Annotated in this window: 22 protein-coding genes and 1 pseudogene; 12 read left to right on the forward strand and 11 right to left on the reverse strand. The window is 58.7% G+C overall.

Annotated elements, in window-relative coordinates:
• Window positions 1-15 precede the first annotated feature (15 nt).
• The 6 genes from J2J99_RS31910 (at window position 16) to J2J99_RS31935 (ending at window position 7,175) form a co-directional block, all read left to right on the forward strand.
• Entirely contained in the window at window positions 16-750 is a 735-nt protein-coding gene (locus tag J2J99_RS31910; RefSeq protein ID WP_168298568.1) for a VirB8 family type IV secretion system protein, read from the forward strand.
• A gap of 20 nt (window positions 751-770) precedes the next feature.
• Window positions 771-1,580: a TrbG/VirB9 family P-type conjugative transfer protein gene (locus tag J2J99_RS31915; RefSeq protein WP_246735399.1), complete on the forward strand. Its 810-nt coding sequence runs from the start codon at window positions 771-773 to the stop codon at window positions 1,578-1,580.
• 9 nt (window positions 1,581-1,589) lie between these two features.
• Window positions 1,590-2,924 carry a type IV secretion system protein VirB10 gene (gene virB10, locus J2J99_RS31920; protein ID WP_168298572.1) on the forward strand — a complete coding sequence of 445 codons (1,335 nt, stop codon included), beginning with the start codon at window positions 1,590-1,592 and terminating at the stop codon, window positions 2,922-2,924.
• Entirely contained in the window at window positions 2,921-3,970 is a 1,050-nt protein-coding gene (gene virB11, locus J2J99_RS31925; protein WP_072640981.1) for a P-type DNA transfer ATPase VirB11, read from the forward strand. The genes virB10 and virB11 overlap by 4 nt, the downstream gene beginning before the upstream one ends.
• Complete coding sequence (locus J2J99_RS31930) at window positions 3,939-6,734, forward strand: type IV secretory system conjugative DNA transfer family protein (RefSeq protein ID WP_168298574.1); 2,796 nt, start codon at window positions 3,939-3,941, stop codon at window positions 6,732-6,734. The genes virB11 and J2J99_RS31930 overlap by 32 nt, the downstream gene beginning before the upstream one ends.
• A 96-nt stretch (window positions 6,735-6,830) precedes the next feature.
• Window positions 6,831-7,175, forward strand: coding sequence for a hypothetical protein (locus J2J99_RS31935; RefSeq protein ID WP_072640983.1), 345 nt, complete (start codon window positions 6,831-6,833; stop codon window positions 7,173-7,175).
• Between the two features lie 60 nt (window positions 7,176-7,235).
• Here the strand turns inward: J2J99_RS31935 and J2J99_RS31940 are convergent, their stop codons facing one another.
• Both J2J99_RS31940 and J2J99_RS31945 read right to left on the reverse strand, forming a co-directional pair.
• Window positions 7,236-8,582 carry a hypothetical protein gene (locus J2J99_RS31940; protein WP_168298576.1) on the reverse strand — a complete coding sequence of 449 codons (1,347 nt, stop codon included), beginning with the start codon at window positions 8,580-8,582 and terminating at the stop codon, window positions 7,236-7,238.
• A 9-nt stretch (window positions 8,583-8,591) separates the two neighbouring features.
• The gene (locus J2J99_RS31945) at window positions 8,592-8,885 is read right to left on the reverse strand and encodes a hypothetical protein (RefSeq protein WP_168298578.1); all 294 of its coding nucleotides are present in this window, start codon (window positions 8,883-8,885) and stop codon (window positions 8,592-8,594) included.
• Between the two features lie 358 nt (window positions 8,886-9,243).
• Here J2J99_RS31945 and J2J99_RS31950 point away from each other — a divergent pair, with 358 nt between their 5' ends.
• Window positions 9,244-9,585 (forward strand): helix-turn-helix domain-containing protein, encoded by a 342-nt coding sequence (locus J2J99_RS31950; protein ID WP_072640986.1) that lies wholly within the window; start codon window positions 9,244-9,246, stop codon window positions 9,583-9,585.
• Between the two features lie 27 nt (window positions 9,586-9,612).
• Here the strand turns inward: J2J99_RS31950 and J2J99_RS31955 are convergent.
• The 6 genes and pseudogenes from J2J99_RS31955 to J2J99_RS31980 form a co-directional block, all read right to left on the reverse strand.
• A pseudogene (locus J2J99_RS31955) lies at window positions 9,613-10,156 on the reverse strand (hypothetical protein).
• 20 nt (window positions 10,157-10,176) lie between these two features.
• Window positions 10,177-10,554 carry a hypothetical protein gene (locus J2J99_RS31960; RefSeq protein WP_168298580.1) on the reverse strand — a complete coding sequence of 126 codons (378 nt, stop codon included), beginning with the start codon at window positions 10,552-10,554 and terminating at the stop codon, window positions 10,177-10,179.
• A 3-nt stretch (window positions 10,555-10,557) separates the two neighbouring features.
• The gene (locus J2J99_RS31965) at window positions 10,558-10,869 is read right to left on the reverse strand and encodes a hypothetical protein (RefSeq protein ID WP_072640989.1); all 312 of its coding nucleotides are present in this window, start codon (window positions 10,867-10,869) and stop codon (window positions 10,558-10,560) included.
• The gene (locus J2J99_RS31970; RefSeq protein WP_246735404.1) at window positions 10,870-11,457 is read right to left on the reverse strand and encodes a thermonuclease family protein; all 588 of its coding nucleotides are present in this window, start codon (window positions 11,455-11,457) and stop codon (window positions 10,870-10,872) included.
• Window positions 11,458-11,486: 29 nt separating this feature from the next.
• A complete protein-coding gene (locus J2J99_RS34395; protein WP_246735400.1) occupies window positions 11,487-11,774 on the reverse strand; it encodes a hypothetical protein in 288 nt (95 codons plus the stop codon).
• 214 nt (window positions 11,775-11,988) lie between these two features.
• The gene (locus tag J2J99_RS31980; RefSeq protein WP_246735401.1) at window positions 11,989-12,915 is read right to left on the reverse strand and encodes a hypothetical protein; all 927 of its coding nucleotides are present in this window, start codon (window positions 12,913-12,915) and stop codon (window positions 11,989-11,991) included.
• 29 nt (window positions 12,916-12,944) lie between these two features.
• On the opposite strand from J2J99_RS31980, the gene J2J99_RS31985 reads away from it, so the two are divergent.
• From J2J99_RS31985 to J2J99_RS32005, 5 genes are read left to right on the forward strand one after another with little or no spacing between them, the layout of a single operon-like run.
• Window positions 12,945-13,343 (forward strand): hypothetical protein, encoded by a 399-nt coding sequence (locus J2J99_RS31985; protein WP_072640992.1) that lies wholly within the window; start codon window positions 12,945-12,947, stop codon window positions 13,341-13,343.
• Between the two features lie 7 nt (window positions 13,344-13,350).
• A complete protein-coding gene (locus tag J2J99_RS31990; RefSeq protein ID WP_072640993.1) occupies window positions 13,351-14,100 on the forward strand; it encodes an AAA family ATPase in 750 nt (249 codons plus the stop codon).
• 5 nt (window positions 14,101-14,105) lie between these two features.
• Window positions 14,106-14,510, forward strand: coding sequence for a hypothetical protein (locus tag J2J99_RS31995; RefSeq protein ID WP_168298584.1), 405 nt, complete (start codon window positions 14,106-14,108; stop codon window positions 14,508-14,510).
• 4 nt (window positions 14,511-14,514) lie between these two features.
• Entirely contained in the window at window positions 14,515-14,907 is a 393-nt protein-coding gene (locus J2J99_RS32000) for a hypothetical protein (protein WP_072640995.1), read from the forward strand.
• Complete coding sequence (locus J2J99_RS32005) at window positions 14,873-16,891, forward strand: relaxase/mobilization nuclease domain-containing protein (RefSeq protein WP_168298586.1); 2,019 nt, start codon at window positions 14,873-14,875, stop codon at window positions 16,889-16,891. Before J2J99_RS32000 ends, J2J99_RS32005 begins: the two co-directional genes overlap by 35 nt.
• Before the next feature lie 61 nt (window positions 16,892-16,952).
• Here J2J99_RS32005 and J2J99_RS32010 read toward each other — a convergent pair whose 3' ends face one another.
• From J2J99_RS32010 to J2J99_RS32020, 3 genes are all read right to left on the reverse strand, one after another.
• Window positions 16,953-17,735, reverse strand: coding sequence for a hypothetical protein (locus J2J99_RS32010; RefSeq protein ID WP_246735402.1), 783 nt, complete (start codon window positions 17,733-17,735; stop codon window positions 16,953-16,955).
• Window positions 17,736-17,923: 188 nt separating this feature from the next.
• Window positions 17,924-18,976: an alpha/beta fold hydrolase gene (locus J2J99_RS32015; RefSeq protein WP_168298588.1), complete on the reverse strand. Its 1,053-nt coding sequence runs from the start codon at window positions 18,974-18,976 to the stop codon at window positions 17,924-17,926.
• The gene (locus tag J2J99_RS32020) at window positions 18,966-20,573 is read right to left on the reverse strand and encodes an RcgA family putative transporter (protein WP_168298590.1); all 1,608 of its coding nucleotides are present in this window, start codon (window positions 20,571-20,573) and stop codon (window positions 18,966-18,968) included. Before J2J99_RS32020 ends, J2J99_RS32015 begins: the two co-directional genes overlap by 11 nt.
• Between the last annotated feature and the right edge of the window lie 5 nt (window positions 20,574-20,578).

The following is a 20,578-nucleotide window of genomic DNA, read 5'->3' on the forward strand; positions in this document are numbered from 1 at the left end:
TTCGAGGTTTGAAACTTGGCATTGTTCAGAAGGCAATTGAAGGCTGTACCGACCGACCGGGTCCCCGGCCCCCAGGACATCTACGATCAACACCTCTCGTGGGGCGAGAAGAACCGCTCGCTACGGACACTGATCGGTCTCATCCTGCTGGTCTTCGCGGTAGCGGGCTGGATTGTCGCTGGCGTGCTCTCGTTTTCCATTGCGCAGCTCTTCCCGCTCGTGCGCACCGAAGTCGTGCCGCTGATCGTCGACAAGAACACCGGCTACATGGAGACCGTGACGACACTCGACAAGGATCGATCGAACGTTTCGGAAATCCAGGCTGTCCGCGCCTCCTTCGTCGGCAACTACGTCATCCGCCGCGAGACCTACGATCCACGGTATCTCTCCGAAAACTTCGACATGATCGCTCTCTGGTCAGACCCGGATTCGTCGGCCTTCAAGGATTATTCGGAATGGATGAACCCTTCCAATCCAAGAGGTCCCGTCAAGACCATGGGACCATCGGGCGAGATCCGGCCGGAAATCCTGTCCGTCAATCCGCTCAACCAGACGACGATGTCAGTGCGCTTCGAGACGAGAGAGCGCCAGCGCGGTGGCGAAGTCGTTAATCGCTGGTCGGCCACGGTTCGCTACCGGCAGATCAATCTTCCCGCCAGCAACCGGGTCCGGCTCTATAACCCGCTCGGCTTCGTCGTCACCGAATATGTGAAGGTTCCTGAAACCATGCCTTCGGGACTCGTTCAATGAAGCGGGCGATGGCGGGATTTATGATGTCACTGCTCCTGGCAACGTCATCGGCACAGGCCGAGCTGATTGCCCGGCCGGGCAGGCTTGATCCGCGTGTGCGGACCTTGCCCTATTCAGCTGAGCAGGTCTTCGTGGTGACCGGCACTTACGGAATGGTGACGACCATCCTCTTTGGGGCGGATGAGGAGATCACCCAGGTCGTCGCCGGTGACACCGTCTCCTGGCAAATCCTCACATCGGCTGACAGACGCTCGCTCACCCTGAAACCGATGGAAAAAGACGCGCCGACAAACCTCTCGGTGGTCACGACGAAGCGGACTTATTCCTTCGACCTGGAGGTGAACGACAGCAAGGCGATCCAGAATCAGACCTTCAAGCTGCAGTTCATGTATCCGGAAGATGTCGGACTGAAGGGCACGGCCGAGCTTTGGAAGCAGGCGCAGGACGCCGAGCGTAACCCCAACATCAAGAACATCCGGCGCGACAAGGTCAATTACGACTATGGCTTCAAGGGCAGCGATGCCGCCAAACCGCTCTGGGTGTTCGACGACGGATTGAAGACCTTCATGAAATTCACCGGCGATGTGCCGGCGATCTTCATCGTCGATAACAAGAGGCGGGAGAGCCTCGTCAATTATCGACGGGAGGCGGACTACATCGTCATCGACACGGTCTCGCGGCAATGGACGCTACGCTACGGCACCGAAAACGAGACCTGCCTGTTCAATCTTAGGACCGCTCCAGCTGACGTACCGGCGCCGATCGAGGGAGCGGTGGCGCCCAAGCGGCTCGGCTCGGGCGGTGTCACTTCCTCGCCAAGATCAAAATAGGGCGGCAAGATGTCGGATCCGAACTATCATTCCATCGAAAACGACACCGCGATTGGCGGGCAGGTGAGGCGCTCCGGGATCGGACTGATGCGGCCGGTTGCGGTGGCATTTGCGATAGCCGGCATCGGTGTCGTTCTCTATTTTCTGTTTTCCGGCGGCGAGCGGGAACCGACAGTCGACAATAGCCCTCGGGAAGAGTTCCGCCCCGTTCAGGCGCCGAGAAATGAAGGCTTCAAGCCGCCGGCGCCGCCGCCCCTGCCGACGGTGCAGGTGCCCGAGGCGCCGCCTCCGCCTCCACCCCCTCCGCCTGCTCCTGTGGTTCCGGTGCCAGCCCAGATCGCACCGCCAGTCGATGTCGATTGTTCCAGAGGAAACAATCCCGACAATCCACGATGCATCGAGCTCGCCCGGCAGGCAAAGCTTCTCGAGCGCGTACGCTCTACAGCCGTTGTCTTCGATCAGTCCGAACAGACGAACGGTGCAGCACGGGCTTCGTCCGATACTTCAGGAGCTGGTCTGTTCGGGGCGAACAGCACGGCCGGAGCATCTACGGCGAATGGGCACACTGGCGGCGCGGTCGATGGCGATCGCGCCTTTCTGAAAGCAATGGGCGGGCAGGGAGTAGAGGTCTCGGTCGCCGCCGAAAACCGCCGCATCGATGCCTGGATCCCGCAGGGTACAATGATTCGTGGCACGCTCGAAACGGCCGTGAATTCCGATCTCGCCGGCATGGTGAAGGCGATCGTCCGGGAGGACGTCTATTCCTTTGACGGCCGCCGCATCCTCATTCCCGCAGGCTCCTCGTTGATCGGCGATTACAAGTCCGATGTCGAACGCGGCCAGGAGCGCCTCTTCATCGTGTGGACGCGGATGATCCGAGGCGACGGTGTTTCGGTCCAGCTTGGTTCCTACGGCACCGACCGTCTCGGCCGCTCCGGCATGACCGGCGTCGTCGACCGGAAATATTGGGAACGGTTCGGGCCGCCGGCACTGATGACGATGATCGGCGGTGTGACTCAATATATCGCCCAGCTCGGTCAGAAACAGGACCGCAACATCACGATCGTCAATACGGACGGAACCGTGACCAGCATCCCTCAAGACACTGGAAGCACATCGCAGGACAGGGCACGCGAGATCGGTGCGGAGACCATCGCAGCGGGCATCCAGCAGCTGGCGACGGAGGCATTCCAGGATACGCGGAACATCAAGCCGACAATCCACATCGCCCAAGGCTCGGACATCACAGTTTTCGTCACGCGAGATCTGGATTTTTCCGATCTCTATCCTGACCCGGTTCGCGAGGCGTACGAGCGCCTGCGTAGAAAGAAGGTCGGCAAATGAATGCGCGCCCGTCGATCTCAGCCGAACAGCACTTCCTGTCCGAGGCGCTCGAGCCCATCAAGACGTTTCTCGACGATCCCGGCGTGGTCGAGATCTCCTGTCAGCGCAGCAATGAGATTTGGCTGGAACGGATCGGCCAACTCAGCATGGTGAGGCAGGAGGTCGATGGTCTCGACCAGGATGCGATCCGACACATGGCGTCCCGCGCCGCATCGTTTACCAAGCAAACCGTCAACGCCGAAAACCCGTTGCTGTCCGCCACACTGGTCGATGGCGAGCGCGTGCAGTTCGTCCTCAATCCGACCTCGGCGACAGGGCATGCTTTTTCGATCCGAAAACAATTCATTCGGCGCTTCGACCTCGACGATTACGAGAAGGCGGGTGCGTTCCGTTTTACCAAGGTGACGGGCGACGACTATATCGATGACATCGACATCGAGCTGTCCCGTCTGTTGCGCGCGGGAAGGGCGCGCGCGTTCTTGGAGCTTGCGGCGATCAATCATCGTAGCATGTTGATCTCCGGCGGCACCTCGACCGGCAAGACGACGTTCCTCAACACGATGCTCACTGCCATTCCGAACCACGAGCGGTTCATCCTGATGCAAGACACAGCGGAGCTGGAGCCATGCCAAGAAAATGTCGTCTCGCTGCTGGTCTCGAAGGGCAGCCAAGGCGAGGCGCGGGTGACGATGACGGATCTGCTCGCTTCGGCGCTGCGCCTCAGGCCCGACCGGATCTTCATGGGCGAGTTGCGGGGCGATGAGGCTTTCGACTTTCTGAACGCGATCAACACCGGCCATCCGGGGTCGATGTCGACGATCCATGCGAACTCGCCGCATCACGCCTTTAATCGTCTGTCGACGCTGGTGCTCAACAGCAACGTCCGGATGGAGCGTGACGATATCATTCGCTACATCCGCTCGATCATTCCGATCGTGGTCCAGTTGAAGAAGAGCGATGCCGCCGGCGGTCGCGGCGTCAGTGAAATCTATTTTGCCGACGAGGTGGACGAAGATGGCGAGCGTATACACGGACGTAGAGGCTGAACGCCCGAAGTGGACGAGGCTTCAGGAAGTCTCGATCCTCACGTTCCCGGTCGTCGTCTTCGGCGCCGCCGCGATATGGCTGATGTTCTTCACGCTGATCTATGACGCCTACGTCGTCTCTTTTGCGTCGGCCTCCTATTACGACTACGTCGCCAAGGCTCCTTTGCTCGATAGCATTGCCTACACATGGTCGATCATCCATGTCCGCAACACGGTCGGGCTCTCGATCCTGGCCTTCGTCCTTGCTGCGCCACTCGTTTTTTTTCTGCTGTGCTTATGGATGCTGAAAGGCGGCAGGGCGCTGTCGCGCAAGATCCTCTACCTCCTGCACATCCGGTCGCTGTTCACTCTGATTGCGCACACTGCTCTCATATTCGCCGCTACCTATGCCGGTGTCATCGTCTACGGCATTGTCTTCTATCTCGTCGCGACAAGGGCCGGCGGGCACGTCGATATCGCGGACTATTATGGCAATCATCTCGCAGCCATGTATCAGGCGCCATTCGGCGCGACCGACGCGGTCGGCGCCTATCAGCGACCGTCGCGTCAGACGGTCCTTGCGGCTCTGGCGGGTCTGGCGGCCGCAGGTGCGCTGGTCGGCTTTCCGATCGGCGCCGCGATCCAGAAACGCCAACGAATGATCATGGGCAAGGCGCGGCTGGCAACCTTGAAAGATGCCGCCGACTTTCGGCTGCGCGACAAGCACGGCATCGTGCTCGGCTTGAAGCAGGGCTTGCTCCTGCGCAACGACGGCGACCAACACGTGATGGTCATCGGATCGCCGGGGCAGGGCAAGTCGCGTGGCTTCGTCATCCCCACGATGATGAGTTTCCAGGGGTCGCAGGTCGTGCTCGACATGAGCGGCGAGCTCTTCGAGGAAACCTCGGGCTATCTGAAGGACAAAGGCTACGAGATTTTCCTGCTGGCGCCGGGATCGAAATTTACCGACGGCTATAATCCGCTCGATCTGATCAGCGCCGATCCGAACCAGCGGATCACTGACCTGCAAAAGCTGACGCAGATGCTGTTGCCGGAACGTCTGCGCTCCGATTCATCCGATTTCTGGGAAGAAAGCGCCAGGATCCTTTTGACGGCCATGCTCGGCTTCGTGCTCGAATGCCCTGATACCCGCAAGTCGCTGAGCGAACTCTACCGCATCCTCAATTCGATGTCAGACGAGCGCAAGGCGATCATCCAGCTTTTGGAAAACTACGAGGCTGTCCTTTCCGACCAGACCCGCATGCAGCTCACCAAATTCGCCGGGCGCCACGAAAAACTCGGGGAGGGCATCGCGGCGGAGATCGTCGCCAAGCTGAATTTCCTGCAAAACCCGCTCGTCGAGGCGCTGACCTCAATCACCACGATCCCGATCGACAGCATCAGAAAACGGAAAATGGCGATCTTCGTCCAGGCCGACTGGAACGCCATTCAGATCTACGAGCGGCTGATCTCGATGTTCATCCAGCAGATGGCCGACAAGCTCGTGCAGATGGGGCCGCTGCGCAATGGCGAGCACGAGGTGCTGATGATGCTCGACGAATTCGGCAATGGCGGCCGCATCGACACGGTGCTGACGCTTGCTCCGCTGATCCGCAAGAACGGCGTGCGCTTTGTCTTCATCCTGCAGGACGGCGCCCAGCTCGAACGGCTTTATCAGCGCTCTGGCCAGAAGATCCTAATGGGTGCTTCGACGATCAAGTTGTTCATGAACTTCCAGAACCAGGAGGATGCGGCCGCAGTGTCGATGGCCGCCGGCCGGACGACGGAGTGGGTCGAGCAATCTTCCTACACCCATCGCCACGGGCGCCGCGACCGGTCGATCGCGAAGGTCCCCGTCTCGGTCGACCTTTTGCCCGTCAACACGCTGATGATGATGAAACCCGAGGAAGCGATCCTCCAGGTCACCGGCATGCCGCTGATGCGGATCATGAAACTGGACTCGGGCGGTGAGCGCATGTTTTCGAAGGTGCGGAAGTTCAAGCCGGCGACGAGGCCCTGTATGGAGCCGATTGAATGGACGATCGCTGATAGCGACGCATTCCGGCCAATCGCTTCGGACGCGGAGACGAGCCTGCCTCGGAGGAGCCTGTCGCCTGACCCTCGAAAAGACATCGATTTCGGCGCCGTCAACCGGCCGCAGCAACCACAGAATATGCGCTTCATCGTCAAGGACGGCGTGCGCCATGTCTGCATATCATCGCTTGACGAACTCCGTCATCGCCTGGATCTCGACGAGAAGCGCGAGGCTGGAATGACAGAGGAAGAGCTGCGAGAAGAAAAGCAGGAAATGACGCGGAAGCCACAATCGACGGCGAAGGCGGGCCGACAAGGAAAGCGGAGCGCTCCCCGAGCTTCCGGAGCCATCCCACTTGATAACGTCCATCTCGATATCGACCAGGCGAAGCTGAACAGCAACATTTATCCAGGGTCTCCGCGAGCGACGCACAATCGACGGAATCGCTCTCCTGATGTTCAGGCCGAAGCTGGAGTTTCTCCTGCCTCGGCTATTCTTCGACGGCAGGACCTCCGTGAGGCATTCGGAGAGGACATCAAGACCTTAAACGAAGCGATTTTTGAGCAGGCTGATGCTGGCTCATTCGAGCCGACGGAGCTGAATGCAGATGTCGAGTTCTTGATCGGAACTCTCTCCGAGCGTCTGACCGAAAATAGTTCGAAAGCGTTTCTGCGCGAGTTTGCCGATCTTGCTCGGGATCCGCTGCGCGAAGACACAGAGCCGGCCGAGATCGAAGACCGTTTCGAATAGGTGGCAAGGGTGTCACGGAGTGCAGCATCCCGACAGCAAAATTCAGAAGCGGCTGTTTGCCGGTTCCCGAACGACCGATAGAGGAAGCAAAATGCCATGGGCGAAATCAGATACCTCGCCAATCGGGATCTTTCGAAACATGACGTTCTCGACCGGATAGTCGCAGAAGCCAGGTCCAACGCCGGCCTCTGGCTGATGGTCAAAGAGCGCGCGATGGAAATGCGCGCGCTCAAGTCCGAGCTCGGACGGTTGGGAGGAGACGCAAGTGACATGGGGCGCTCATTTCCAGCGAGGTTGACGCCGACGATCGCCGAACTCACGGAGGAGCTTCTGTCCACCATATTCGGAAGCTGCCCGCCGGACATGCTGCCCCGTGCTCAGGCGGCTTTGCTCCTGGCTGCGGAATCCGAGCTGGATGCAGACACGGCACGGCCGACCTAAAACGCCTGAAAATCTCCGAGCCATCCTTTTCGCTCATCAACCACTTGCCGCGTCGTTGTTTCAGTCCGTGCGAACCTGACCGACCACCCATTCCTGCAGCCGCCGCCCGGTGACTCCAGAATTGGTCTCGGTGAGATCCTTTGGAGAGATACCAAAGATCGGTCCGAGATGCTGCATTCGTGGGAGCGTCTTTTCCTTGGCCGCCCGATACTCGTCCGTTTCCATCCCGAAGGCCTCGACAATCAATTTCCGGGGTGGATAGTCCTTGTACCTGACCTCTAAAACGAAGTCCGGCCTGCAGAGTCCGATGGGCGTCTCCGATGCGAAAAGTGGTTTGGTGATCTTTATCCGCAGCTCCGGCGCGGCGTCGAATAGCGATTGCTGAAGCCAGAACAAAAGGTGCGATACGTCCCGCTCAAACCCCGATTCGACCGGAAACAGCGTGTCGCCGTTGTAGACCGGCTGGGCGTAGGCCTGCACCGCCCGAACCGGCCCCTCATCATCCTCCTGAAAATCCACGTTCAGCAAGGTCAGAAACGGCCCTCGACTTGCCGGATCACCCCGCAGCGGCTGGCGCACCTTGGCAATGACGTCGATTGTTCGCGAAGAGGATGCCGGCATGATCGTCTGTGTCGATATGCCGGCCGAAAACAGCAGCATGAACCCGGTGCGGCGAAGCCCCTCCGGCCAGTCGGGGCGGGAGGTCGCAAGCAACCGTTGCCAACGGCTGTCCGGATCCCAGTAATCCGCAGCCCAGGTGGACATAAGCGCATTGAGCGTCCAAGTTCGAAGCACCCTGAGCTCCCGCGCGGCCGATCGAAGCTTGGCGAGCTGATTGCCGAGTGTGAGGTTGGGAAAGTCCTGCAGCGGTGCAATAACGTTGGTTTCTGCCTTCTCGAGCATTCGCCACAAAATACCGCCAAGCCTGGAAGGCCGGTCGTTTCGCTCGGTTGACCGGGCGGAATCCTGACTCGAGACCTCGGCGAGGCGCGTTGGGATAGCCGGGAGTGCATCGATGTAGGTGCGATCGAATCTCGGCAGTGGACGAAGATGAAAGCAGCGATCAAGGAGGGCGGGGTCGGCATCCTTGTCGACATGGAACGGACAGGTGAGGGCATGATTTGGCCGTTCGTGGTGTCGATCGCGGGCCGCATCCTTCGGCGTCAGTCTCCGCAGCGTGAACGTGCGCTCCTGCTGAATTGGGGCGAGCAATGGCTGGTGTCGCCCGTCCAGGCAGTCGCATTCTATCCAGCCATCCATCCCCTTGACGCGCCGGATAATCGCTAGCGCGATCGCCTCGTCCTCGCTGGAACTGGCGTTGCCGTACCAGGCGCGCAATGCGACGGCCTCGCGTTCGGTCAGTTCCGCCAGTGTGTGAGTCGAGCTGTTGCGAACCACGATCCGCATCGGTCGCCGTTAATACCCGATCGACCAAAGGCTGAAGCCGAGATATCCGACGCCCACAGCCCCGGCGATCGCGGCGATCGTCTCCGCCCAACCGCGACTGTCGCGAAAGCTGCCTCTTTGAATCCGAGCGCCTTCAAGCGTGGCCGAGAGGAACACATAGGACGGCACGACCATGGCATAGCCCAAGGTTAGGCTATCTTTGAAGGCCAGCCGCGCAGCGAAGAACACCAGGGCGAGGATCAAGGCCGCCATGCCGAGCCGCCGCAGATCAAGTCGATAACCAAACCGTTCGAGCCATTCCATCAACTGCCCTCTATCAAACAGAACGTGTCGAAACTTTAACCGCAGTTAAATTTTGACGCAATTCGAGATTAGTGTGCGGATCGCTCTTTCAATCTCGGAAGCCGTAAACGGTCCCCTTGCAGGGGCTCTTCGTCACAGTGTATGAAGCGCAACGGAATTATGAAGAGATGAACGCAAACGGCAGACGACAAAGCGTTTACCCTCGGCACCCCTGGTCTCTGAACGACGTCAGGCATCGAATGAACAGTGGAACTTCGAAACAATCGCATATCCGTTGCCGGCACGTTCTTGCGCGTTGGTGCCGCCGTTTGTCGTTCCGCGAACGGTTGATGAGATCTTCCACTGACGGTGGCGTTTGATGCCGCGGTTGAAGCACGACGCACCCCACGAGCCGTCAGACGTCACAGACTTGGCGTCGCTATCTTTTCAGGAGAAACTTGCCATCGGGCTCGACCGCCTGAAGTCCACGCGCGGATTGACGAACAAGGAATTGGGTGAGCAACTCGGGGTGTCGGAAGCATACATGTCGCAGGTCACGCGCGGAATGCGCGACGTGAAGCTGACAACGCTCGACAAGATGACGCGTGTTTGGGGCGTCTCGATCGAGGATTTGTTTACGGTCACGGCAGAGGACCTCGCCCGGATAGCAGCGAAGAAGGCGAGCCGTCGGAAGAAGAAGGCCGCCAAGCCGTCGTCTTGATCCCGTCGTGAGCTGCATGCTCGATGCCTAGTGGCTCAGGTTGAACCAGAACCTTTGTTTCACGCCCTGGTCATTCGGGATATCGAAGAAGTAGGGGTCTGCGCGCCGTGGCCTCGGAGTCGCAATCTGCTCAATACAGCTATCGCCTCGATCGCCAAAGCTCCGGCTTATCACAGTACCCTTGAGCCCGGCTTCGGAACCACGCTGGCTTGGAGACCGGCAAACGTCAACCTTCTTGATGCATTGGTCGGGCTCGCCCCTCCAGCCATTATCCCCTTGCGAACTGTAGCCAGCGGTGGTGCCGGCGGGGCAGTCATCGAAGGTCTCGTGCCCCGGCTTGCCGGCATTGGCCTCATGACAGATTGGCCACGAAAACCCCGGCTCCTTCATGGCCGCAATCAGCTTGGTCATGGGTGGGACGCAATAGGGGAACGCCATGCCAGGACGGATTTTGCGATGCTGCACAGAGCAGAACCTGGCATCCCCAGGACGCATCCTCGGCCTTCGCCGGCATAATCGGAGGGGCAAAGGCCGAACCAAGCATGACTGCAGTCAGGATCGTCAGTCTCATTCTTCGTCTCCTTCGGATGGTCATTGGATCTGCGCCCACGTGCCGTCTATTTTCGCAAAGGAGAGCACTCCAGGCTGGGTAGTCCCGGCAAACGACCCCGTAGTCGTGGTAATCATGCCGGTGCAGGTCACACCCGGTACAGCTTGGCGCGGCTTGCATTCCGAAATCAGCATCGCCCGCCCGGACTTCGCAATCGCAGCGCTTGCCTCCTCGTCACTCGGGGCGCCAGTTCGCGCTTTTCGCTGCTCTTCGTCTTTCAGCCGGACGATCTCGCGTTCAAGATCGGTCACCTGGCTGCTGCTTACGATTTCATTGATCGCATAACCGCCGGCAATCCCGACGAGAAAGGCGATCGCCGCCGCTATGACTGGGCCATGGGAGGTTTCCGCGGTCGCCACCTCTTAATATCCCTCAATCCCGAGCCGCTTAAGGATGGTGACTGGATCGGTCTCGCAGTCTCGTTTCCACTCGCGATGCTTTGCACAGGCATAGGCATATTGGCTGAGGTCGGCCGAGGAGAGATCGGCAAGCTTGTTGCCAACCGCCTTCCACTGCTGCACCTCGGCCGGATCGCAACCAGCGCCTCCCGCTCCGCAAAAGTCGGGGTCGCGCTGATCGATCTGCTTCTGGGTGGCGCCGTCTTGCGCGAGTGCCATCGGAGCAAGTCCGAACAACAACATGATCGCTGCGGCGGATCCAACAATGCGATTCATTCAACCTCCATGCGTGTCGTTGAGTGACAGTGATTTATCCGGGCCGATAGGAGGGGGTAGTGGCAGACCGCTGTCCGGTTTTTCCGTGGCGCTTCTGGCCTTGTCCCCATTTGCCGATGATGCGGTGTAGAGCCATGGAGGAAGCAGATCTGGCGAGGACCAGACACCATATCCAAGTCCTCGAGCTCTCCTCTCGATATCGAAATAGGCGGGCACCTGAGGTTCGCCGCGATAGTTAAAGGCGTAGCCGATGCCTTCCGCGACCGCCGTGGCGGCGAGGTTTGTCTCTCCGACGAAACAATGAGCGAGGATAACGCCGTTGGTGTCGCGCCCTATCGGTGCGCAGTTGACGTCCTGTCCAAGCGTTCGAAGGACCATCCAGGCCCGCGATACCTGACCGGCTGGCCAATCGACGCCATCGCTTCTTGCCGTCTGTTCGAGGCGAGGGGCCTCGTATCCGGCAAGCCGCACGGTCTGTCCGCTTTTCCTGAATTCGAAGGTTGTCGCGTCCACGACCTGAACTTTTCCATAAATTTGACGGGGGATATCGACTGGCCGGTTCTGAGCGGCTGCGGTCGTCGCGGTCATCGTCAGCAACAAGATCGGCAATGAACCTTTCATCGCTGCGCTCCCTTTTGGCCGGTAAGGACGGCGACGGGGTGGGGCATGTCCGAATAGACCCACAGTCCCGCGCGAACCGATCGAGCACTTTCCTCCGCCACCCTGTAGCCAGGAACGATCAAGTGGCCCGTGTTGTCGACGGCGGCAAATCCCCATCCCTTAGCGATCATGTAGGTTGCCAGATCATAGCGACGTTGGCCGGTGGTCGTTTGGCAGGCGACTACGGCGTTATGTTCATCGAGATCCTTGATGGTCGTGCAGACCGGTCTCGTGTCCTTGATCACTGCTTGCGCCATGATCAGGTTGAGTTGTCCGCAGTCCCTGACAGTACCGGGAGAAATCGTGACAGACGTTCCTCGCAGACACGTCTGCAGGCCGTAAAGACGAAATCGCCGACCGCCAGAAACCCAGGTATCGCCAGTCTCGAATTGCGCCTGTGCTGGGAACGGGACGAATCCTGCTTGGTCGCCACCTTGGTCTGCAGTCCGCACTTCACCTTCACGCGCCTGGATCGGAATGACTGTCGGCTGGAGGCGGGATGCTTCCGGTAGGTACGAGTTGCCCAGCATCGGCGTGAGAGTGATGCCTGCGTAAAGGCCGGAAACTGCGAGCGTGGACATTAACATCAAGAACCTCATCCGGATCAGTTTGTGGAGCGGTTGCCGCGATAGCGACGCTCACCGAAGGGATGCGTGAAATGGGCGTTTGCCCAGAACCCGGCCCTTGCCCTCTGTGCACTTTCCTCCGCCTCAGCATATTCCGGAAACACCGCGCGCCGGCGCGGTTACGGGCAGCGAAGGCCAGTCCTCTGGCAATGAGCACCTCAGAAAGCGATTGTGCTTCGCCATCCTTCACAAAAAAGCATTCGGCAAAGCGCACGGTCGGCGTGCCGGCATTTTGCCCGAGGAAATGACACGGGAACGCATTTCCGGCAGCCGCCCCGGCCTCACTGAGGGTGGCGGTCAAACCGGCGAGCGAGGCCATCGCGCAAGTCGTCTGCAGGCCGGCGACTTCCACCCCCTCGGTCGAGAGGCAGCCTTGGGTGCCCGCAAGTTTGACGATGGTTCCGTCGGAGGCGAGAAACGCGCTACCGCTTAGCGCGCCTTCCGGTGTGACCGTTCGCAGGTCGAGCCGCTCGGCGATCGATGAGAGATCGAGGGTTCTTTGAGGCGCAGGAATCAGATCGCGCCCTTCCGCGTAGGCCTTCCGATACTCGTCGACAAATTTTAAAGTCGCGTCGTCCTGTGCCGCCAGCGACAGGGCGTTCATCGTGCATGCAATGGTGCAGAAGAGGGGGCGAGTGAGCCGCCATGCTCCGGGATTCATGCTTGCATCCGTCATCGGTTGGCTGTCGCCAAGCATGCACAAATTATACTGCAGTGCAAGTCTGGAAAAGCTCGGCGGATTGCGGTATGTCTTTTTCAAATGTCGTACGCGCGTATGGAGAAAGGCTGATGTCGGTACATCAAAAGGCCCTCAAGGTTGTGACGATCCCCTTTAAGGCTGCGTGGCTCCTAATTTTGATCGTCAACTTTTTGATCCTCGCGGCTGCCTGTGTGCTGATCGCGGCCTTCGTTGCCTACGGCCTTGCCCTGATGATTTCGTACTTCTTCTTCCCGGTGGAATGGACGCGGGCACTCTGGCAGTGGGCAGTGGGCCTTTACGCACAGTTCGGATGGTTCAAGGCAACGACGATCATCTTCTTCGTGCTCCTTCTTCTGCCGATCCTGAAACTCTGGCCGGGCAGAGATCTCAAGGCAGACGCAGCCCGTGAGCGCGAAGCGACGAGGCTCAACGACGATCTGATCGCGGCTCGCCAGCGGGCGCAGAGCCAAGCGAAACTTCGAGGCTGAGGGATCCATGACAGGCAAACCACTTTCGCTCGCGATCTCGACGTTCAAGGGTGGCGCTGGGAAATCGACCTTGAACGTCAATCTCGCAGCCGAGTTCGCCCAGCAGGGACACAGGACTTTGCTCGTCGATTGCGACGAGCAGGAATCGTCGACGCGCTGGTACAACGTCTCCATGAAACGTGGACTGCTCCCGACCGACGGCACGCTGCTGCATCTGCGGGTTGCCCCGAACGACAGGTTTGCAGATCGCCTCGCCGAAGCACCCGAGGCAGATATTCGGATCTATGACGTTGGCGGATATGTCCACCAAAGGGCAATCGAGGTCTATCACGAGTGCGATGCCGTCCTCATTCCGGTCATCCCCGAACCGACGGCCGCGACCTCAGCCATCAAGGTGGCGACGATCCTGAAGGAGATTTCCAGGAAGCGGGCGCAGGGTCCGATCCCCTACGCGGCGATCTGGAATTACGTGGACATGATCGCCCTCAAGCACAATCGCTCCCTTCCGGAGGTCCATGCTATCCTGACGAGCGGCCGAATTCCGATGGTCGACACGGTCATCCGGAAGAGCAATCACTTCAGCGACGTCGGCGCCGGCTTCGGGTCGCTCTATTCCAAGCTTTCCAGCATCGAGAACAATCCTTCCCTGACGCCGTCGGCCAAGCGGCGCGCCTCGGAAAGCGTGCTCGATGCGATTGACCTCGTGAAGAAGATCAACAATGAGTTCATCGAGCTTCTCCAGGCGGAGGCTGCCTGAGCACGATGTCGAGGGAAAGGACGCCTGCCGGCAACATTCTCGCCCTTGCCCGATCGAGAGAAGATCAGGCGAGGGACGTGGAGGAGGATGCGACCTCCTACATGCCGACCAGCCTCGACCTCGACAAGCTCATGCCGGAGGATCCTCCTCAGGCGCAAGAGCTGAGCGTCGATGGCAAAACAAGGTCAGAGCCCCGCCGCCCTCCAGCCAAAAGTAAAACTAGGGAAGAGCAGGCGGTAAAGGCCCAAGCTGATGTGGACGTGGGGTCGGTCAAGCGAAAGCGCATCTCCCTTTACCTCGACGACGACGTGCTGACGAAGATCTTCCGAGTATCGCTGGAACGGCATGAGCAACTCTCATCGGCGACCCACAGACTGATCGTCGAAGCCCTGAAGGCGAGGGGGCTATAGGTAGATGCGCGAACCGGCCGTCATGTTCCGTCTCCCTGCTCATGTCCTTAGCAACGTGGAGCTGCTTGCCAGCCGTCTCGATATTTCTGTGAACCTCGTCGCGAAACTCATCGTCACCCGAGAGATCATGCATATACCCGCGATCCTGGAAGAGCATGACCGGCAGTTGGGAAACATGCACCAGTTCCTCCGCGAGCTCGCCTTTCGCAACGAAGAGTTTCTGTTGGAAGAGCGCGACCAAGCCATCCTGGGCGCGGCCATCATGGCGAAGCTGGACGAGGTGATGGGCGCCCTGGACTCAATCCGGGACGCAGCTTTCGTGAGACCATCCACCTTTATCGCCGACCTGATCAGGAGATACGATGAACGACCTCACCAGAAGTCGCTCAGCGTCTAGGCCTGAAGGCCGTAGGCTGCCGAGCTATTTCGACCTCATCGAGGACGAGCTTCGACGGCGCGGCGAAGGTGGCGGTGGAACGAAAAAGGCGCTGCCGAGGACTAAAGCCGGGATATCCTCGGCAGCGCGGAACACCGGCGCAGCGACAGCATTCAGCCGGGCGAGTGGTAATAACGCCGTCGTCGTCAAGGTGTTGTCCTATGGGGCCGGTGCTTCCTCGGCACGCAACGTCCTTGCCTACCAAAGCAAGGAAGAAAAGGCGCATGATCAGGATGGCCGTGAAGTCACCGATCTCAGCGCAGCCGTCCGGTCCTGGGAGCGCGAATTCGCGCACCGGAAAGGAAGCAAGGACGTTCTACGGCTAACCTATGAGCTCGAGAGTAGCGACCGAGATCAGATTGCCCGCGCACTGAACTCACTTGCGTCCGAGGGGTTCCGCGACGTTGGTGATACCGATCGGACCTACGCGTTCAGCGTGAGCCAGGGCGTGAAAGCTCAAACCCGTCTGAATTTCACGCTGGTGATTGCCCATGAAAAGAAGGACCGATCCGATCGCAGCAGCCAGAATCGCATTGCCGCCGAAATCGATGACGTGCATGCGATCGATGCGCGCGTTGACAGAGCATTGCGGATGGAGGGGATCACGCCGGTTTCGCGCTATCCGGTGGAGTTTTCGAGTGGTCCTAAGGGGTTCACAGCCACTCTGCATGCGATGCAGCGGCAAGGCGCAGAAGTAACGCTTTCGACGAAGACACAGATAGAGGAGCGGCCAGGAAATAGCGGCCGCTATAGGCAAGCCACGGACCGGCGCGAGACGACGACAAGCGATCACAAGCAGCTCACGGCGGAGGGCAAGATCGTCGGTGCGTTGATGCAGACGCGCCAGCCTCGCGACTTCATGCACCTGTTGTTGTCGGGGCCGGCCAATGTCGACCGGGATCAGTTCATCCTCGCTGGCCGCGACTTCCTGAAAGAGCAATTCTTCGGTCATCGCTATGCTTATGCTGTCCACAACCGCTACGACCTTGATAAGCATCCGCATCTGCATGTGATCGTCGCGCTACGAAACAGCAGCGGCAAGACGCTCAATCCCAATATCCGTGACTTCACCGAATGGCGGACCCGCTTCGCCGAAAAGGCGCGGGAGCGCGGGATATCTATCGATCGTCAAAAGCGCGTCGAACGTGCTGGCCCACCGCCCGTCAAACGATGGGAGTGGGAGATGTTTCGCCGTATGGGCGCGACCGCACCGACCAATGTCGTCGAAAAGGTGATCTCCAAGCTTCGCGACAAGCCGACCGCGCCGAAACTTGAAGAGGCAAGGAAGCGGCTCGATCAGAGCCGGCAGTCAATCAGCCGCGTTATCCAAATGCTGGAAGGCATTGCGAAGGACCGAAGTGCGCCCAGCACGGCTCGCGAACTGAGCCACGATCTGTCGATCGGGCTGAAGCGCGAGTACCGTCGGTTGGAAATAGCCGTGCGCGAAGGACATGATCCCACCAGAATGAAAGGAGAAGAACACATGCTGCGATCCACACCGATCAGCGCCGCTCAGGCGAAAGCAGCGAAGGAGACGCTGGCGACGACCGCCATCAGCGTTGCCGCGAAAATCCTAAATCCCGCCGATCGTCTGCTCTTCGAGCAAGCAACGAAAGTTATCGGTAAGGTCGTCGGGCTACAGCTCGACTCGCGCGTAACCAAGAATCGAGATCGCGCGGAGGTCGGCAAGGGTAAGCGCTCCTCGGATAGCTTGGAAACGAAGTCGGCGACCGGTCGCGACCACGTCGCGGAGCAGGGAATAGAGAACAGGACTTCGAGCAACCGTACCGCCGACCAATCCCGCATAGCACGCTCAAATGCGGAGCACGATAGTTCCGAGAACAGTCGGACGGATCGCGAACGCTACCAGCGACGTGAGCGCGATCAGTCAAAATCGATCAAACTTCGCCCCCCGCAGGACAAGGATCGGGATCGAAGCCGGTAGCCGAGTGGGCCGCGTCAGCAAACGCGGTTTTGTAGATCTGATCTCGACTGCCGAACCAAACTCACGGCAGTTTCAAAGCATGCTTGATCTTCGTCTTAAGCCAAACCAGTGCTGCTCGCCGGTCGCTGTCGCGGCCGCCGGCGCTTAATCCTGGATAAAGAATTTCCGTGAAAGCTGGCGTCGTTGAGCTGTAGTGATGGAACTCTCCTTTGCGCACCAGGACCGTCATCGTCGGATCGACGTCGTACCATTCAGTCAGTTTCAATATTACATCGAGATCGGAGGTTTCGGGGAGTTGAACTGGGCCCGGTGAATGGATTGCCTCTATCCAGAAGTCGGGTACGGCGCCCGAGACCTTCAGGAGATCGTCAAGCAGCCGCGTAAGCGTTGCACTGTCAATGCGCGCACCACGACCGGATCGGGAGGTAGTGTGGTGCCAAACAAACCCGAAGCGAACGCCAAGCTCGCGCATATCCTGAAGCATTGCCAAGAATTCGGTGTCGATATCTCGTAGCGTCTGGTCTGCGAGCTGCGGCCTGTGCCGCAGCAGAATGTCATCACGTTCGAAAATGACTAACCCAACTGACCCCTCTCGTCTTTGGATGCGGTGATCGTCGAGTACGACAGTCTCCATAGCTGCTCTCATGCTGGCTTTGCTTTCCCTGAGTGCTGTAATCCGCGATTGGGACCGTCCCACCTGAGACAAGCCCGAACCCCGGCTGATTTGCGAGACGCCTTCCAGGTTTTGATAATTCATAAAAACGACGATTACCGCAGATTGCACGATATGATGCGAAACCAACTGAAATAAAACGAAACGGCGGCGACAACCGATTGGTTTCACACGCGAATTTTTGCGGAAATGGCTCGAGGCGCGTGCGCAGCAGGAGAACATCGAAGTCCACGAAATGCTGCAGATTGGCCTACCTGCAATGAGTTTTCTCGCTTGCCGGCTTAGGCGCGATTGCGCCGGAGTAGGGGATTCTCCAGATTTGACGCAAAAACGAGCTAGATGAAACCTACGGGCTCTCCTTAGCTTCTGGACTTCTGAACCGCTGATGGAGCAATACTATTCGAAGCTTTTGCGCGCGACAGAAAACGCTTCAGGCTCCAACCCGCAAACAAAATGTACGGTGGCGTCGCGAGCGAATAGTGGCCGCAGTTCAGCTTCAGAACGCTTGGCTTGGCTCCTGCTTGATGCAGTTTTTCGATGAAGCGTTTCGTTAACTCGGGCAATACCACTTTGTCTCTTGTCGCAAAAACTACCTGAAGCGCGAGATCGGGCCGTGCCAGTTTATGCGCGAAATTCTCCAAATTCAGCGGACCCCATGCCCTCCGGAGATCCGCGAGCGCAATTGCCGGTTCCAAGCTGTCGCGGATCGATCGAGTCGCGCGTCCCGTCCAGACCATGTCTGCGAGACTTCCGGCCGTCAAAAACAGCGAAGCCTTCGATACCGCAGGTTCATGCGCAGCGATCAGACCCGCCACCCATGAGCCCAGGCTCATCCCAAGAACCGAGATCTCTCGGTAGCCTTCGCTCTTCAGCCACCGGATGAGCTTTCGCCCATCCCAAACGGCCTGCCGTAAAGATTCGATCGTGCGGCCGAGATTTGAGCTGAGCATATAATCGGCGTATAGCGCGCCGGGTCGGCTGCGTTCGAAGTGGTAGGGCATAGCAATCTCCACGACCGTGATCCCACGTTTCGACAAGAACCGGGCGATCTGGCGATTTCGGGCGCTGGCATTCCAATGATGAAAAATCACCAACGCCTGATCGCGCGAGCCACTTTCGGTGAGTTTTGCCCAGACGGTGTTGTTCTCTTCCACGTCGGTGACAATTTCCGACGGGAATTTGAGCCACGAATCATGCCTTTCAAAACCTTGACCGCTCCCGTCCGGCGCATCGTAAAAGCCTGGATCAGACACAGCCTGTTCCGCAAGGGCACAAAAATCAGCAAGAGAGTCTACCCCCTCCGCGTCGGGAAAGGCGCGACCGGCGTCGAGGATGAAATCCGTCGCTTTCTTCGCTTCTTCACCCCGTTGGGCCCGACGTTCGTCCCAACGATCTAGCCACCTATGATACACCTTGATTGCTCTCCGATTTGCGCGATCGCCGCAGCTCGAACTCTGGATCAAACAGCCCGTATGTGGCGACTAACGCTGCAGCGATGAGAAGGATTGAGAAGCCGTCAAAGGCATCGATCAATAAATAGCTGGCAAAGAGTAGGGCAACGACCGCCGACATCTTCCACAAAACCTCACGAAACCGCGCTCCGACATTCAGGCGTATGGAACCGTAGAGAAAAACGACACAGGCCGAAATGGCGACAAGGAGGCTGCTATAATGCGTTGGCATTCTATAGTCGAAGCTGTTGGCGGGTTGATGGTTACGATAAACGACCGAAAACAGATCGTGGAGTATCCAGGTTACGATATCCCCTCCGTTCGAGCTCAGATAGGAGCTTTGAACCTTCATGCATATGGCAACGAGGACCCCAACGATGGTGCACCGGAAAATCCCCCGCATGACCCTGATGCGAATTTCGCCGCCCTCGCGGCGATGTTCTCCGCCAAGCCGCGGCATCATTCCTTCTTCGATTCTCCAGAAATCGTGAATGATCGTGTGGAGCAAAATGAGACCTGCGAAGAACAGATAGAAGCAGAGGCACATGTACAGGTATGCCAGCCCCGTGAAAACGATCTCCACTGGCACTGATATGAGATTAGGTCGCACATTTGCCACCGTGCCCCAACTCGTCGCGTAATCGCCACCACCTTGCAGCAGCGGGATCAAGCACACGCCAATCCATTGCAAAACACCTGCGAATATCACGCAAATCACGAAAACGGCCGAGTAAGAGTAAGAATAGGCCTGGACGTTGTGGGTCCAAGACGCCTCGCGTTCGAACCGGTCGGATCGCGCCAACAACCTGAAGCGGGCGTCCTGTTTCCAAAAGAGTAGCAGCTCTATCACAAACGAAAAAAATAGCGGTAAGAGCACCATGAACAGGAACGTCCAGTTCGGCGCCCAAAGGAAGCCGACCTGTTTTACGACCCCATCCGGCCGACTATATGTAACGCTGTGGATCCCCACGATGTAGGACAAAAATCCGAGGGCAGAGGCGCCGGCGAATGTGGACGCAGGGAGGTTCAAGGGAGATCCGCTACTAAACAGCGCCTCCGATCGCTGGGCCAAATTGAAGCCCTTTTTTTGCGGAACGACCTCGTCTTCATGTGCTCGGTCGTCCACAAGCTGCGTGTGATTTTCAACGGTCAGTGGGCGGGGAGAATCTGGCGCCGCTGCGGTAGCAGCCGCTTTCCTCGAATCCCGCCTCTTGGCGGTGAGGCGCGATTGCGCCGCGCTGAGCTCCCGCAGCCATTCGCTCGTCGCTTCCTTATCGTCGCAGCCGAAGATCCGTGCCAGCCAGGTAATGTTGGAAGGACTGATCCCCTTGTCGTTCTCTTGAAACCACAGCTGGACGGTGCGTAAATCGACCCCAGCCCGATTGGAGTCGATCTGCGTGATCGCCTCTGCCAGAAGCTCCGGAGTCCATGGTCCCTGGGGAAACCCGTCAGTGCCTACCGCACGGCCCGCACCCACAGCAGCTAACTGCTTGAACAATTCCTTGAAGTCGCTTCCATCCTTGGGCGGGGCGACAAAAATCTTCCCGTTCTTTTCCAATAGGT

The organism is Rhizobium binae (assembly GCF_017357225.1).
GTDB classification, from domain to species: Bacteria; Pseudomonadota; Alphaproteobacteria; order Rhizobiales; family Rhizobiaceae; genus Rhizobium; species Rhizobium binae.

Coding starts and splice junctions, on each gene's coding strand:
- J2J99_RS31945 (WP_168298578.1), bottom strand. CDS start 8,885: ATGGAATGGCTCGAACGGTTTGGTTATCGACTTGATCTGCGGCGGCTC.
- J2J99_RS31970 (WP_246735404.1), bottom strand. CDS start 11,457: ATGACCGCGACGACCGCAGCCGCTCAGAACCGGCCAGTCGATATCCCC.
- J2J99_RS31990 (WP_072640993.1), top strand. CDS start 13,351: ATGACAGGCAAACCACTTTCGCTCGCGATCTCGACGTTCAAGGGTGGC.
- J2J99_RS31935 (WP_072640983.1), top strand. CDS start 6,831: ATGGGCGAAATCAGATACCTCGCCAATCGGGATCTTTCGAAACATGAC.
- virB11 (WP_072640981.1), top strand. CDS start 2,921: ATGAATGCGCGCCCGTCGATCTCAGCCGAACAGCACTTCCTGTCCGAG.
- J2J99_RS32000 (WP_072640995.1), top strand. CDS start 14,515: ATGCGCGAACCGGCCGTCATGTTCCGTCTCCCTGCTCATGTCCTTAGC.
- J2J99_RS31915 (WP_246735399.1), top strand. CDS start 771: ATGATGTCACTGCTCCTGGCAACGTCATCGGCACAGGCCGAGCTGATT.
- J2J99_RS31950 (WP_072640986.1), top strand. CDS start 9,244: ATGCCGCGGTTGAAGCACGACGCACCCCACGAGCCGTCAGACGTCACA.
- J2J99_RS31940 (WP_168298576.1), bottom strand. CDS start 8,582: ATGCGGATCGTGGTTCGCAACAGCTCGACTCACACACTGGCGGAACTG.
- virB10 (WP_168298572.1), top strand. CDS start 1,590: ATGTCGGATCCGAACTATCATTCCATCGAAAACGACACCGCGATTGGC.
- J2J99_RS31930 (WP_168298574.1), top strand. CDS start 3,939: ATGGCGAGCGTATACACGGACGTAGAGGCTGAACGCCCGAAGTGGACG.
- J2J99_RS31965 (WP_072640989.1), bottom strand. CDS start 10,869: ATGAATCGCATTGTTGGATCCGCCGCAGCGATCATGTTGTTGTTCGGA.
- J2J99_RS32005 (WP_168298586.1), top strand. CDS start 14,873: ATGAACGACCTCACCAGAAGTCGCTCAGCGTCTAGGCCTGAAGGCCGT.
- J2J99_RS31985 (WP_072640992.1), top strand. CDS start 12,945: ATGTCGGTACATCAAAAGGCCCTCAAGGTTGTGACGATCCCCTTTAAG.
- J2J99_RS31995 (WP_168298584.1), top strand. CDS start 14,106: ATGTCGAGGGAAAGGACGCCTGCCGGCAACATTCTCGCCCTTGCCCGA.